The organism is Streptomyces liliiviolaceus (assembly GCF_018070025.1).
In the GTDB taxonomy this organism is placed as follows: domain Bacteria; phylum Actinomycetota; class Actinomycetes; order Streptomycetales; family Streptomycetaceae; genus Streptomyces; species Streptomyces liliiviolaceus.
This window is the reverse complement of the sequence record NZ_JAGPYQ010000004.1, coordinates 25062-37953: the sequence shown is the minus strand read 5'-3', so window position 1 is coordinate 37953 and position 12892 is coordinate 25062. Positions and strand designations below refer to the sequence as shown.

Sequence of the window (12892 nt, the reverse complement as noted above, 5' to 3'; positions counted from 1 at the left end):
TCGGCACCTCCGGCAGCGCAGCCGTCCGGTCCGCCAGGCCCTCCGCCGCTTCGGACTCATCCCTCCCACCTCTCCCGCTCTTGGAAGCCTGCACGCCCAAGTTTTGTACACAAGTAGCAGATTTCAAATCTTAGACACCAGGCTGAGCGTCTCTGGGGTCGCCAGCACCGGCATCCTCGTCGGCCTCACCTACGGGTCTTTGATCATCTCCTTCTGGTCCGCGGCGCGATCAGACGCCGTTGACCCGTCGCTGGATGCGCACTCATCTACTGAAGGCGCCTCGAACTATCCCGGCATGAGTTGCAAAGCTTTCACCTTCAGTCTCATTCGGGCGAAATGAGGCATCGCTGCGTGCAGGGCCGACTTTTGTGGGGACGAAGGTCCGTGTACCTCTAGGGTTTGGGTAAGCGGTATCCCCGGCCCCTGGCTCTTCCGCGCAATGCAGTCTCCGTGCTTGTGCCGGCTGGAGTTGGTCCGCTATGGACGTTCGTGACCCGATATCGCTGCGGCAGTGCCGCGTTGTTCGTGTGACCGGAGAGATCGATCTGTGCACCGCGGTGGAGTTCGCCGCCCGGATGAACGCTCCCTCCCCGAGCCCAGCTGCGTTCCTGTTGATCGTGGACTTGCGGGGTGTGTCGTTCATGGATTCCAGCGGAGTCCGTGAACTGTCGGTGGCCCGCACCCGGTGCCTGGACCGGGGCGGCTGGACCCGTCTGGTGTACAGCCAGCGCAGCATTCATGTCCTACTGACGGCACTGCGCCTCACCGACGGATTCCCCCGCTATGCGACCACTCTGGATGCCCGTATGGGCCGTTCCCGGCCGGTCGGTCCGTGGCCACGTGAGGGCCGGTACGCCCCTGCACCGTCCCTGTCTCCCGCCGGCAGCGGCTAGAGGCAGTTTTATGCGAACACCGTGGTGTGGCGCACGTCCGGAATTCACGTTCCGCTCCCCCGGCACGGGCTCTAGCGTGGAGGGCGACAGCCGCCGCAGCCGGACACCGCGCTGCGCCGCTTCTCCTGGCCCCCTGCCCCTGGGTCGTGGTCCTGTCCGACCCCAAGCAGGCTGGAGCCGCATCGCCGACAACACAACTCCATCTCATGTCCTTGCCGCTGTCGCGCCGGGCTGCATCCCGCCTTCCCCAGGCGCCCGGCAGGGACAACCGACGCGAGGACACCGTTCAGCGAATCCGGGGGACCCGCAGGGTGTTCTCGCAACCGGTCCGTGCTCCCCGACCCGAACAGGGAGCACGGCGGACCAGATCGTGCCGGACCCGGACGCCCTGCGCTCGGCGCGGACGCCGTGTCCGGCGCGGTCTGCTCCCGCTCACCCCATTACGGCACAACCGCGGCAGGCGAGGAAGCTTTGTCCGCCGGAACGGTCAGAAATACGCTCTCCGGCCCTACCCGCGCTCGCGGTACCTGTCCATGCACCCTGTGTAGGGTGTCCAGGGTTGCTGCTCACCTCGGGTGGCGCCTTCTCGGCAAGCCTGAGAGCGGTGACATGACCGGCACGAGCGCCATCATGGCCCGTATCCTGCGTGATCTTCCCGCAGGAAGCGGCTCCGGTCCTCTCGGCGGCGACCCGGCACGCTGCGCACGCGCACTCGCCGTGGACGGCATCGCCGTCTCCCTGGGAACCAACGGGTCCCTGACCGAGACGGTGTGGTCCACCCCCGGCCGCAGCGCCCTCCTGGAAGACATCCAGTTCACCCTCGGCGAGGGCCCGGGACTCGACGCCTACCGCAACCGGTCCCTGATCGCGGTAGGCGATCTGGAACACAGCGATCCGCACCGGTGGCCGGCCTTCCTGCCCGAGGCCGCACGCCTCGGCGTGCGAGCACTCTTCTGCTTCCCCCTGCACCTGGGAGCCGCTTCCCTCGGCGTTCTCACCGCACAGCGCGCCAGCGCCGCCGCACTGGACCCCGCCCAGATCGACGACGCACTCGTGATGGCCGCCGCCATCACCTCCGCACTGATACTCCACGGCAAGTGGCGGGAGTCCTTCGCCCAAGCAGAACCACACGCCACACTGCACCGTGCCGCCGTCCACCAGGCCGCGGGCATCATCAGCGTCCAGGCCAACGCCTCCCTCACCGAAGCCATGGCCATGCTGCGCGCCCACGCCTACCGCACCGAACAACCACTGCTCACCACCGCCGACGAAGTGGTGGCCCGGCGGCTGCACTTCCGGAACAATCGAGACGGGACGGCCACTCCGTCCACAGACAGGGACTGATGACGATGACAGGTCAACAGCGGGTACTGGACGTCCTCGTGGAGGCCGTGGACACGCTCACCGAGGACTTCGACCTCATCGACTTCCTGTACCGCCTGTCCACCCGCTGCGTCGAACTCCTCGACGTCGACGCAGCGGGCGTGATGATCGTCGACCAGCACGGCGAACTCCAGCTCATCGCCGCCTCCGACGAGCACACCCGACTCCTGGAACTCTTCGCCCTCCAGCACAACCAAGGCCCCTGCGTCCGCTGCTACCACACCGGCCAGGCCCAGCTGAACATCAGCCTCACCTCAGGCGCCGCCACCCTCGACTTCGGCCCCTTCGCCGCCCAGGCCCGAACAGCCGGCTTCACCGTCACCCACGCCCTGCCGATGAAACTGCGCCACGAGGTCATCGGAGCCGTCAACCTGTTCGGCACCCGCCTGCGCCGCCTCAGCGACACCGACATCCAGATCGGCCAGGCCATCGCCGACGTCGCAACCATCGCCATCCTCCAGCAGCGCACCATCGAACAGGGCCACCTAGAAAAGGCGCAGCTCCAGGCCGCCCTGGCCAGCCGCGTCATCATCGAACAGGCCAAGGGCGTCCTGTCCGAACGCTACAACCTCAGCCTCGACGAAACCTTCAGTGCCATGCGCACCTACGCCCGCCCCCACCACCTGCGCCTCACCGAACTCGCCCAGCACGTCATCGACAACACCTTCGACGGAGACTTCACACAGACCGACACCCCGTAACCCGTGAACCGACACCCCCTCTCCAGCGCCGTCTCAATGCCCGTCCTGCCCGGCCCAGGGCACGGGGCCGGGCGCTGGCCGCTGCGGCGCAGTGGGCGATGTCGAAGGCGGCCCCGCGCCAGTGGCCTTCAAGGCAACAGGATGTTCTCCGGCTCGAGGTCGCGGCGGACGGCTTCGCGGTCCTTGAGATCGCAGAGCGCTTCGGCGACGTCAGGCACAACGGCGACCGCCTCACCATGGGGCCGCTGGCCGCACTGGCCGCAAAGGCTGGCGACGTCGGGCTCTCCGTACAGGCGCTTTCGGGGAGGGGCCGCGGTCTGCGGATCGGGTTCACTCTCTTTGCGTGGCGCACCCCGGTCACGGACCGTGCGATGGATCAAAGAACCTCGCGCGGGGTGTCGTGGCGGAGGCCGCCGCTTCGAGCGCGGCGGCCTCATGCCCTGCGCGACGTATCCCCCCGGTGGCGCCGCGGTGCATTCCCCTCAGGCCACCGGGACAGTGTGAACTGTTCCGGTATGGAGCTGCCGCGGGGGACGCTTCCGGGCTTCGCCGACATCCGTGGGAGCGAATGCGGGGCCCGGCTCTCGCGCTCCGCAGGCTCGCTCTGCTGCGGAAAAGAACCTCTCTATGACAGCGTCCTGTTGACGCGACGAGGTTGCAGTATGACGATATGTCATTCCTGTTCTGTCCGTACGGAATAGAACGAAAAAAAGCCGCCTAGATGTGGAGCAGTCGCTGTGTGGTCTACCAGTGCTGCCTCAGTGCGTGCCGAAGTTCTTCGGACTGTGTGCTCCTGCCGGCCGGCGCGCAAGAGAAGCCGTCGTTCCGCGAGGGCGTTCACGAGTGCCGAACAGATCCTCATCGGCGCCGGTACCGAGCGGGCAGCGCCGGGAGCTTGACGCCGGTCAGCCGAGACGGCCGTCGTGCCAGTCCGATGCCGTCGCCGGAATGAACGTGCTGTCGACAGAGCTTGAGATGATCTGTGCCGTAAACGGGTCCGTGCAGCATGGGCTTCTTTGTCCACGCTGGGTAGCGCGGTCCGCACCGAACCGCGCTCCGCACGCGCTCGCGTCCCTCGCCTGGGCCCACGGGATCAACATCGAGGTTTCTTCGCAGCTTCTCGCGCCTGACCGTCCGCCACGGCCGCCATGAGCGGCTCCGCGGCCTCTTCGGTTGTATTCGGCGGCACGACCGTCAGGTCCCAGCGCCCCTGGCCGGGTGCGAGAAGGATGATGGTGTGCGCGGCGGATGCCGTGAGGGTCCTGTGCAGCCTTACGACCTGGTTGGAGACGAGCATCCGGCCAGGCACAGCGGACCAGGTCGCCGCGTTGACCGTGACGCTGGTGATCTGACCCCATACGGGCGGCAACTCGGCGATCAGTCGGGGGAGTTCGGCGAGCAGGTCGTACGAACGGGGCCACCACGCTCCATCGATGGCGCGGGACATGCCGCCCTGAGGTGCCAGGCGCAGGCGCAGGAGGGGGTGGGAGGGAAGCGGAGGTTGCAGTGCGGTGGTCATGAAAGCTCCTGCCAGCTGCCGTACGTGGACGAATGGTTGATGCCAGGCTCGGCGGGCGGCGATGCGGGTTGGACTCGGCCGACGGACGTCGTGCACCCATCCGAGGAGACGGATGATGGCGGCTGATGGCCCGAGTCGACTGCGGCCAACCTCGTGGCGGTTGTGCCCGCTCTCGCTGAACGAAAGCGGGGCGAGGGAGCACAGCACGGGGAAGGGGGACGCCTCATTCGCAGCCCTGGGGCAGCGGGAGAAGTGTGACCGTGTTCTTGCCACCTTACTCCCGCCCGTGTCACAACCACGTGTGTTCGCAAGAGGCATCGCGTTGCCCGGGGCCGACACCGGGCGTTGACCGGCTGCACGGCTGAGGGCCATGCCGCTCCGCATATCCGGCACGACGCGCAGGAAAGCGCACACGAGCAGACGTACGACCCACAGAAAGCGGACCAGCCCCGCGGCGTCACAGGATGCCGCGACCCCGGATCCGGAACCCCTGTTCCCGACGGTCGAGCGGGACAAGATAGCCGAGCGGCTCACAGCTCTACGCACGAGCTGGACTCGCAGTCCGCCGCGAGGCGCTCGCTACGCGGCGGGGCGAGCTGGCTGCGCGTGACGGTCGCCGCAGGGGGAAAATAGGATGTATGTCGAGTCCTCCAGGAAAGAGCCCGGTCCGTCTGATATTGGAGTGGCCGCATCTTGCCCTGGTGGTGCTGGAGGGTGACCTGGATGGCGATGAGGACGTGGAGTTGCTTGATCTGGCGGTGCAGTCGGCGGAGCACTCCGGCAAGCGGGTCGTTGTGGACCTGTCCGGTGTGGCCTACCTGGGCCCCGAGGCGTTCAACACCCTACTGATACCGCTGCAGCGGGGCCATGCTCTGCCCTGGCTGATCGGCCCGCTGCCCCAGCACGTGGAGCACTTACTGACGGTGACCGGCACGCGGGAACACTTCCGGGTATTCCCCACGCTGCCGCAGGCGGCCGAGGCCGCACGCGACAGCACCCCGGACCGGCCACCGGAACACTGAACCGCGAGCCCTTGTACCGACACCGGCCGGTACCGGGCACGGACCCCTTCTCCGCCAGGTGAGCAGTCGGGCATGACGGGCCGCACGCCTGCCCCGAAACGACCGCAAGCATCGCTGGACAGAAAGGGCGAAAGCCCGGCACAGGCCGAAGCTGACGGTCCGCTCCAGAGCGGCCATCGCATCGCGGGCTGATCACGGAGCCGATGCTGTGGCATGACGGGCCACAACCCCCACCCACCCGCCGGTGTTGTGGCCGGCATGAGCCAGCAGCCGCGCCAACGTGACGAATACACCTCCGGCGTGCGCGCCGAACTCCTCGGCGCCTACTGGCAGGACAGCCGCCCCTCGTGCACCGGCCACTGCCGCTGGTGCACCGAAATGCAGGAGGCCGACGCCAACGCCGCGCGCACAGGCAGCACCCGCGCACCCGAGACCGCCTGGCCGGCCGCCGTAAGTGGCCCCACGGGCACGAGCGGCGATGCGACCGGATCATGTACCCCGTCTGCGGACCCCCCGCACGAATGACCCTTCACCGCATGCCGTAAGGAGCAGTATCAGGAGCCGGTGCGCAGGAGGGTCGACACCGTCGCGGCAATGATCGAGAGGGCGGCGCAGACGATCAGCACCGCCCTCGCCACGACCGCCCACCGGCCTGTATTGGAGCCGGAAACCGTGTCGACTGCAGTCCGTGCGTGCGGGGGAAACCGGAGCTCCTCCGTCCCCGGACAGACCCCAGCGCCACCGTGCTGCCGTACACCACACGCCATGCAGACAGCCTGCGCCCGCACGGCACGCCATACACCCGAACCCGGACCGTCACGGAAAACTCCCATACCTGTACAACGACCCACCGCCGCCCAACGACTGACCGCTCACCCATTCGCCCCACCACCCCCAACACCCGCCCCCCGCCCACACAGCGCACGCGACAACCCTCCCGTTCAGCCGGCCCCCACCCGTTCGGACACGCCTTGATACGGACGAGGCGATGGGGCTCAAACGGCTCTCCCAACTCTTCGAGATCAGCCTCTGAGCAATTCGGAAGACGAGTGGCACGTGCACTCGCTGACACGCGAGCGGTACGCATGGGCGGCGACACGATCGACGCCTGCTAACCCCCCACGGCCAGGGCTCTCAAGCCCTGGCCATGGGGTCTGCCAGCCGGTCCTCGAAGGTTCGGTGCGATCGCCGCGCCGTGCTGACAGTGCGCCTATTCGAAGCTCGGTCGGTGGACCGCGTACACGACAGCGTAGAGCGAGGGCGAAGGTGGCCGGGATGCTGTAGCTGGCGATTTTCTGTGCGGGTAGGGGCCTGTTCATGCGGATGAGTGTGGTGGATGTGGGATCCAAGACGGTCCGGCTGGTCGTAACGGATGTGGAAGGCGGTGTTCCGCTACCTGTTCACACCGCCAAGTGGAGGCTGCGCCTGTCCGAGCAGACCGACGCCGAAGGACTCCTGCCCGGCGAGTCGGTCGAACAACTCACTGCGGCGATCTCCGCAGCGAGCAGGGCGGCCCGGCAGTGGGGCGCCAGCGCGCCGCTGGCCTTTGCGACGGCCGTGGTACGTAACGCACCCAACCGCCACGAAGTACTGCAGGCCATCCACGCCGACACCGATACGTTCCTCTGCACGCTTCCGGCCGAGGTGGAGGCCGAACTGACCTTCCTGGGAGCCCGCCGCTGGATGGGCTGGCAGGCCGGCCCGCTCGTGCTCTTCGACATCGGCGCAGGCTCCTTCGAAATCGCCTTCGGCCGCGGTCGCCTGCCCGACTTCGTCGCGGCACTGCCCCTCGGTGCCGGCCGCCTGACCCAGCAGTTCTTCGAGGACGAGGACCCGCCCAGCAGACGCAGGTTGAAAGCGCTGCGCCGTACCGCACGCCATGCCCTGCGGGATGTCTCAGCCCGAGTCCGCTGGGAGGGACCACGGACAGCAGTGGTGACCTCGCGCACTTTCCAGCAGCTGGCCCGCCTCAGCGGCGCCGCCCCCGGACGCCAGGGCCCCTTCGTCACCCGCCACCTGTCATGCAGTGATCTGCGGGAGTGCATCGACAGCCTCGCGGCGCTACCGGCCGCCGGGCGGGCACAGCTGCCGGGGATCTCAGCTCCACGAGCCGGCCAGAGCCTGGCAGGAGCCATCGTGGGCCACACCGTCATGAAGCTGACAGGAGTCGCATCAGCTACCGTCTGCCCCTGGGCCCTCCGTGAGGGAGTCCTGCTGAGGTACATCGAAGACGGAGCCGCATGGTGGTCCGCCGTTCTGGAACGAAGCAACAGCCAGACAAACCCGGAACATACGGTGGTGCAGATAGCTCCACCAACACCCTGAGACCCTGCAGCACATTCCCCGGTGGTGGCTATGTCGATGACTTCGGGCTCTGGCCCACTTCGTGTGGTTGCGTACGCAGGGTGACTGTCGATCTTCGCGTGATGGGGGTTGACTTCGCCCGAAAATCGCTCGGCTGGATGGTGGTGTAGTCGACAGTCCTTCGCCGTGAACGAAGTGCTGCCGCAGCTGGACGAGCTGCTGTTCTCCTCGGTCGAGGACGTGTTGGTGGAATCGGTAGAGGTGACCGACACGGCCGTCCGGGTCGAGGCCCGTACGACCGCAGGGCGGGCGGCCTGCCCGGGGTGCGGGTGCTGGTCGGGTCGAATACACGGCTCCTACCTGCGGTTCCCTCGTGATCTGCCGACAGCGGGCAAGTTCGTCGAGCTGTCGTTGCGGGTGCGGCGGTTCGTCTGCGAGGAGGAATCCTGCGAGCGGAAGACCTTCGCCGAGCAAGTTCCTGGCCTGACCCGCAGGTTCGGGCGACGGACCGAGCGGCTGCGGTCGGCGCTGGTGTCGGTCGGTCTTGCGCTCGCGGGCCGGGCCGGCGCCCGGATGACGGACACTTTCAGGGTCCCGGTCAGCCGGAACACCCTGCTGAGGCTGATCGCCTCGCTTCCGGACCCCGCCACCGCCACACCCCGGGTGGTCGGCGTGGACGAATACGCCCAGCGCAAGGGCCGTATCGACGGAACCGTGCTCGTTGACGTCGAGACACGTCGCCCGGTCGGCCTCCTTCCCGACCGGGAGGCGGACACACTCGCGGCCTGGCTCGCCGAGCGGCCCGGCATCGAGATCGTCTGCCGTGACCGGGCCCCCTTCTTCGCCGAAGGCGCCACCCGCGGCGCCCCGCAGGCCCTCCAGGTCGCCGACCGGTGGCACCTCTGGCACAACCTGGGCGAAGCCGCCGAGAAGTGCGTCTACCGGCACCGCGGCTGCTTACGCCCCACTCCGGTGCAGCGGGAGGAACCCCCGGAGGAGGCAGAGCCGGTCACGTCGTCTCCCTGGCCGACGGGACACCGGTTCGCCGAACGCACCCGGGCCAAGCACGCCACCATCCACGCTCTCCTCGCCGCCGGTCACAGCAAGCGGTCCATCGCCCGACAGCTCGGCATGACCCTCAACACGATCCTGCGCTTCTCCCGCGCCACCACCCCGGAAGAGATGTTCACCGGCCAGTGGCAAAACCGTGCGACCAGGCTCGACGACTACAAGCCCTACCTCGATCAGCGCTGGCAGGAAGGCTGCACCAACGCCTGGAAACTATGGGAGGAGATCAAAGAACAGGGCTATCCCCGCGGCTACGCCAGTGTCCGCGACTACGTCAGCAGGAATCTCCGCGGCAAGCCCCAACCGGTTGGGCCCCGCCCGCCGTCGGCCCGCGCCGTCACGCGCTGGCTCCTCACCCACCCCGACGTCATGCCCGAAGGCGACCGGGTCCAGCTCAAAGCCGTCCTGGCCAACTGCCCCGACCTGACTGCACTTGCCGAGCACGTGCGTTCTTTCGCCCACATGCTCACTCACCTACAAGGCGACCGACTACCCGAGTGGATCGAGGCGGCCAGTGCCACCTCCGACCTGCCCAGCCTTCGCCACTTCGCTCAGCACCTCCTGCGCGACCTCGACGCCGTCACGGCCGGCCTCACCCTGCCCTGGAACTCCGGCGTCGTGGAAGGCCACGTCAACAGGATCAAGATGCTCAAACGCCAGATGTTCGGCCGCGCAGGATTCGAACTCCTCCGCAAGCGCGTCCTGCTCTCTGCCTAGAGCCCAGCTCAGGAGTCGTCCTCAACAAGTCCGAAACCTTCAGGGAAGCCCTCCAGGAACGCACGGCGCAAAGGGTCGGCCTCCTCTGCAGCCATCGAACCGAGCAGGCCGATGAACTCGCTTCTCTGATTACTCGACAGCTGCGTCACCAGATGGGCGACGCCCTCCAGGACCTTGACCGCGTCATCCGGATCCATCTGCTCGTCCTCGCACCCCTCAACGAACCAGAGGACATCCACCAAAGCCTCCGCCAGAGCGCGGGCCAGCGACGGGTACACAGACATCGGAACGATCTCCCACCAAACGACCGACAGAGCGCGGCCATCCCACCACACTCCTCGGACATCACTGTCGGTGAGCCCTCCACACAAAGCGGACCAGAGCCCGAAGAAACAGACACAGCCAGCCGGGCTCAACTACTGCCACCAGGGGGACGTTTGGCCGGGGCGAGCTGCTGGGCAGCTCACAGCGAGAGAGAGGGCTTGCGTGACCGCGAATGTGGCGAGCGGGGACGACTGGATCAGCGAGATCACGGCTCAAGCCCGTAGGACGCAGTACCGCGTGTTCTCCACCAGCGTGCCGCTGAACAACCCTCCTGTCCCGGGCCGTGCGGCCGAGCACCTCTTCGCTGCCGCGATCGAGCACGTCAAAGCCCAGAGCTGGCAGCTGGACAGCGTCAATACGTACGGTTCCACCTACCGAGCTCCCCAGATCGGACCCGTCTCCGAGCACTGGGCCCTGCTCGTCTTCCGCACCACACACCGCGCACAGATCTGCCCCGCCCGGCTTCCGCCATCACGCGCGACGGTTCCACGGTTGACCGCATCGAACGCCCTTGATCACCAGGAGGCGCCGTGAGCGCCAATCTGCGCCCCGGTTGAGGGGGTGGCGGCGGGAAGGGGCAGTGCGCCATCTGGGCTGTTCGGACCAGTGCGGGCGCGGGGGCAGTGGGGGTGTCCAGGGGAAGCACGGCCACGCACAGGTCGTCCTCGGGGTGCTGGACGGCTGGGGTGGCGCTGGCGACGGTCCAACTGCGGGCGTACCCGTCCGGCTCTCGCCGCACCATCCGGGACGCCTGCTCAATACCCGGGCGGCATCAAGGGCGTGGGCGGCGAGGGTGAGAAGGACTGGACCTGATCGCGTTACGGGATCTCGTTACCGAACACGCCGCGGGCTGCTACAGGTGCTGGGCCAGCTCACCCGTGCAGTGGGTGTTGTTCGGGTGAGCAAGGCCAGGAGCGGTAGGACCGATTGGGTGTTGCCGCTGCTAAGTGTGCCGTGTCAAGGGCGGTTGCGGTCGTCGCTGGCGAAGAAGAAGCCGAACGCGGCGCTGGTGAGGGCGACCACCGGGGTGAAGACGAGACTCACTTCGCGGTAAGCCTCGGTCCCGAAGTGGGTCCAGTGAGTGAGGATCAGGCCGAGGGTCGGGAGGACCGCTACGACGGCCACAAGCCACAGCATGCCGACGGCCAGTGTGCGACGGGTTTCGTCGATGTGTTTCGGCTTGCCCTCACGAACTGCGTCGGAGGAGCCGGGAGGTTCGTCCTCGATGAACTCTTCTTGACCGGAGCCGGGTTGAGGACTTCTCGGCGACGGGCTGCTGGTCTCGATGGCCTGTACGACCACTACAGGTTCGTCGGAGGGGTTCTCGTCCTCTTCCAACTGTTAGTCGTCCTCCTGACTGCGGGTTATGGGGATGGCCGGCCCGATGCACAGGAAGCTGTTGTCCGTGGAGGGGATCTCGTCTTCCCAGAGCTCGTCGGGTCCTTGCGAGCCGGTCGGGGTGGCGGCTGTGGTCACAAGTGTTCACCTCGTCGGCGCGCGGCGGCTCTGGCACTGGGCGCCGGTGGGTGCCGGCGCCCGTTGCAGTGGCTGGTTAAGTGCCCGACCGTCCCGGTGCCGTTCTTCACTCATGGTCTCCTTGCCTGCAGCTGCAGATCTCGATGCGCCGGGGCGGGCCGAGGCCGCATGTTTCCGTATGGGCCGGTAGCAGGTCCTCCTGGAACTCGCCCCGGCTGCGTCGCTGCCGTACCAGGATCCGGCGGCCGAGCGGTACTTCCCGTACTTCAGGTTCGGGCAACGGGGGGTATGACCGTTCGTTGTGCCACTCCTGGTACGGGGTGACGAAGCGGAGTGAGCCGTAGTGGAGCACCTCGTAGTTGCACTCGGGATTGTTCGCCATGCAGAGGGCGCCCCCCTATGTCATCGCCGCGGTCGGCGCTTGGCTGGTGCTGCTGAGCGACACCCAAGCTGTGCTTGGGGGCCGACGATACCACATGCTATGTGATCATTTTCAACATCTCATGTTCCTCTCATGCACACGTGGTACACATTCCATGTGTACCACTGCCACACATGGTAAGTATTTACTTGACATCGGATGCGTACGAGGGCACGATGTCGAAGTAACCGAGCATCAGTCGGCCCACGCAAGGGAGAAGAATGACTACTCACACGTCCTCTGACTTCACCTGACCAGCAGGCTGACGCTTGCGCTGCACCGCACCTTTCGGGGTGGACCACGCGCCTTGGGGGGCCGTGGTTGCTTAGGACATTTGTGCGGGCAGCGATGACCCAATGAGCACGGAGCCATTCGGGAGCCCGTAGCGACACGCTGCAGGGCGGGGCCCGAACCTTGCCGTGTCTGGGTCCGTTCGAGTAACTCTTCGAATCAAGGAGCCTTGGCATGCCCGAGCACCCGACTGAGACACCCGCGTCGGCGACGAGCACCACCCAGTCGACGACAGCGGTCACCCGCCTCAGCGTGAACATCAACGAAGACACTGCCTCCAAGCTCCGCTGGTACAAGGAACACAAGGGCATCTCGATCACCGAGACGGTCCGGCGGGCAGTGGCCCTTCTGGAACTGGTGGAGCGAGAGACAGCAGACGGCAACGAAGTGCTGCTGAAGTCGCGTGACGGCAAGTCCGTCCGCCAGCTGTGGCTCGTGTGACAGACGCGGCGACCATTGGTCCGCCGCGTCAACACTCCACATCACCCGCCAGCCGCAGCCATCCGCTGTCACTGCGGCTCGTAGCTGTGTGATCGCCATGTGACAGCCACCGTCACCGACGACACTCACGAGAAACCCCAAGCCGGGCAGCGCAACAACGCCGAAACTCCCGTGACTGACCTGCTCAAATATGCTCCAGCAGCCCGTCTCAAACGGGGCACGGAGGGTATGTGCAGCGGCCGTCGGTCATCGTGTGACCCATCCCAAAATGCGCGCCGGCCAGGCTTCCGTAGCAGTGAACCGCTTCCCTCATGCGGTTGAACAGCAGACCG

13 protein-coding genes are annotated in these 12892 nt (G+C 66.9%); 9 read left to right on the top strand and 4 right to left on the bottom strand.

Translation table 11 applies throughout. The features are described 5' to 3' along the window. Positions 1–479: 479 nt before the first annotated feature. The 3 genes from J8N05_RS46865 to J8N05_RS46855 all read left to right on the top strand — a co-directional run bounded on the left by J8N05_RS46865 (position 480) and on the right by J8N05_RS46855 (position 2977). Complete coding sequence (locus J8N05_RS46865; protein WP_282108219.1) at positions 480–893, top strand: STAS domain-containing protein; 414 nt, start codon at positions 480–482, stop codon at positions 891–893. 609 nt (positions 894–1502) lie between these two features. Beyond that, positions 1503–2237, top strand: a complete 735-nt coding sequence (locus J8N05_RS46860) for a GAF and ANTAR domain-containing protein (RefSeq protein WP_210894630.1) — start codon at positions 1503–1505, stop codon at positions 2235–2237. 5 nt (positions 2238–2242) lie between these two features. Next, the gene (locus J8N05_RS46855; RefSeq protein WP_210894628.1) at positions 2243–2977 is read left to right on the top strand and encodes a GAF and ANTAR domain-containing protein; all 735 of its coding nucleotides are present in this window, start codon (positions 2243–2245) and stop codon (positions 2975–2977) included. Between the two features lie 1093 nt (positions 2978–4070). On the opposite strand, the gene J8N05_RS46850 is transcribed toward J8N05_RS46855, so the two are convergent. Beyond that, a complete protein-coding gene (locus tag J8N05_RS46850; protein WP_210894626.1) occupies positions 4071–4496 on the bottom strand; it encodes a DUF5994 family protein in 426 nt (141 codons plus the stop codon). Between the two features lie 701 nt (positions 4497–5197). On the opposite strand from J8N05_RS46850, the gene J8N05_RS46845 reads away from it, so the two are divergent. The 4 genes from J8N05_RS46845 to J8N05_RS46830 all read left to right on the top strand — a co-directional run bounded on the left by J8N05_RS46845 (position 5198) and on the right by J8N05_RS46830 (position 9607). Continuing rightward, positions 5198–5518: an STAS domain-containing protein gene (locus J8N05_RS46845; protein WP_210894624.1), complete on the top strand. Its 321-nt coding sequence runs from the start codon at positions 5198–5200 to the stop codon at positions 5516–5518. Between the two features lie 258 nt (positions 5519–5776). Continuing rightward, on the top strand, positions 5777–6043 hold the full coding sequence (locus J8N05_RS46840) for a hypothetical protein (protein WP_210894622.1): 267 nt from the start codon (positions 5777–5779) through the stop codon (positions 6041–6043). A gap of 792 nt (positions 6044–6835) precedes the next feature. Then, a complete protein-coding gene (locus J8N05_RS46835; protein WP_210894621.1) occupies positions 6836–7843 on the top strand; it encodes a Ppx/GppA phosphatase family protein in 1008 nt (335 codons plus the stop codon). Positions 7844–8008: 165 nt separating this feature from the next. Then, entirely contained in the window at positions 8009–9607 is a 1599-nt protein-coding gene (locus J8N05_RS46830) for an ISL3 family transposase (RefSeq protein ID WP_210894619.1), read from the top strand. Positions 9608–9615: 8 nt separating this feature from the next. Here the strand turns inward: J8N05_RS46830 and J8N05_RS46825 are convergent, their stop codons facing one another. Next, entirely contained in the window at positions 9616–9891 is a 276-nt protein-coding gene (locus J8N05_RS46825; protein WP_210894617.1) for a hypothetical protein, read from the bottom strand. 202 nt (positions 9892–10093) lie between these two features. On the opposite strand from J8N05_RS46825, the gene J8N05_RS46820 reads away from it, so the two are divergent. Then, positions 10094–10465: a hypothetical protein gene (locus J8N05_RS46820; RefSeq protein WP_210894615.1), complete on the top strand. Its 372-nt coding sequence runs from the start codon at positions 10094–10096 to the stop codon at positions 10463–10465. A 423-nt stretch (positions 10466–10888) separates the two neighbouring features. Here J8N05_RS46820 and J8N05_RS46815 read toward each other — a convergent pair whose 3' ends face one another. Further along, positions 10889–11269 carry a hypothetical protein gene (locus J8N05_RS46815; protein WP_210894613.1) on the bottom strand — a complete coding sequence of 127 codons (381 nt, stop codon included), beginning with the start codon at positions 11267–11269 and terminating at the stop codon, positions 10889–10891. Positions 11270–11272: 3 nt separating this feature from the next. After that, complete coding sequence (locus J8N05_RS48040; RefSeq protein WP_282108218.1) at positions 11273–11407, bottom strand: hypothetical protein; 135 nt, start codon at positions 11405–11407, stop codon at positions 11273–11275. 886 nt (positions 11408–12293) lie between these two features. On the opposite strand from J8N05_RS48040, the gene J8N05_RS46810 reads away from it, so the two are divergent. Continuing rightward, the gene (locus J8N05_RS46810) at positions 12294–12560 is read left to right on the top strand and encodes a ribbon-helix-helix domain-containing protein (protein ID WP_247707054.1); all 267 of its coding nucleotides are present in this window, start codon (positions 12294–12296) and stop codon (positions 12558–12560) included. Positions 12561–12892: the final 332 nt, after the last annotated feature.

Excerpts from the sequence above, each read along its gene's own strand:
- J8N05_RS46865 (WP_282108219.1), top strand. The coding sequence starts at position 480 with ATGGACGTTCGTGACCCGATATCGCTGCGGCAGTGCCGCGTTGTTCGT.
- J8N05_RS46860 (WP_210894630.1), top strand. The coding sequence starts at position 1,503 with ATGACCGGCACGAGCGCCATCATGGCCCGTATCCTGCGTGATCTTCCC.
- J8N05_RS46855 (WP_210894628.1), top strand. The coding sequence starts at position 2,243 with ATGACAGGTCAACAGCGGGTACTGGACGTCCTCGTGGAGGCCGTGGAC.
- J8N05_RS46850 (WP_210894626.1), bottom strand. The coding sequence starts at position 4,496 with ATGACCACCGCACTGCAACCTCCGCTTCCCTCCCACCCCCTCCTGCGC.
- J8N05_RS46840 (WP_210894622.1), top strand. The coding sequence starts at position 5,777 with ATGAGCCAGCAGCCGCGCCAACGTGACGAATACACCTCCGGCGTGCGC.
- J8N05_RS46835 (WP_210894621.1), top strand. The coding sequence starts at position 6,836 with ATGCGGATGAGTGTGGTGGATGTGGGATCCAAGACGGTCCGGCTGGTC.
- J8N05_RS46825 (WP_210894617.1), bottom strand. The coding sequence starts at position 9,891 with ATGTCTGTGTACCCGTCGCTGGCCCGCGCTCTGGCGGAGGCTTTGGTG.
- J8N05_RS46810 (WP_247707054.1), top strand. The coding sequence starts at position 12,294 with ATGCCCGAGCACCCGACTGAGACACCCGCGTCGGCGACGAGCACCACC.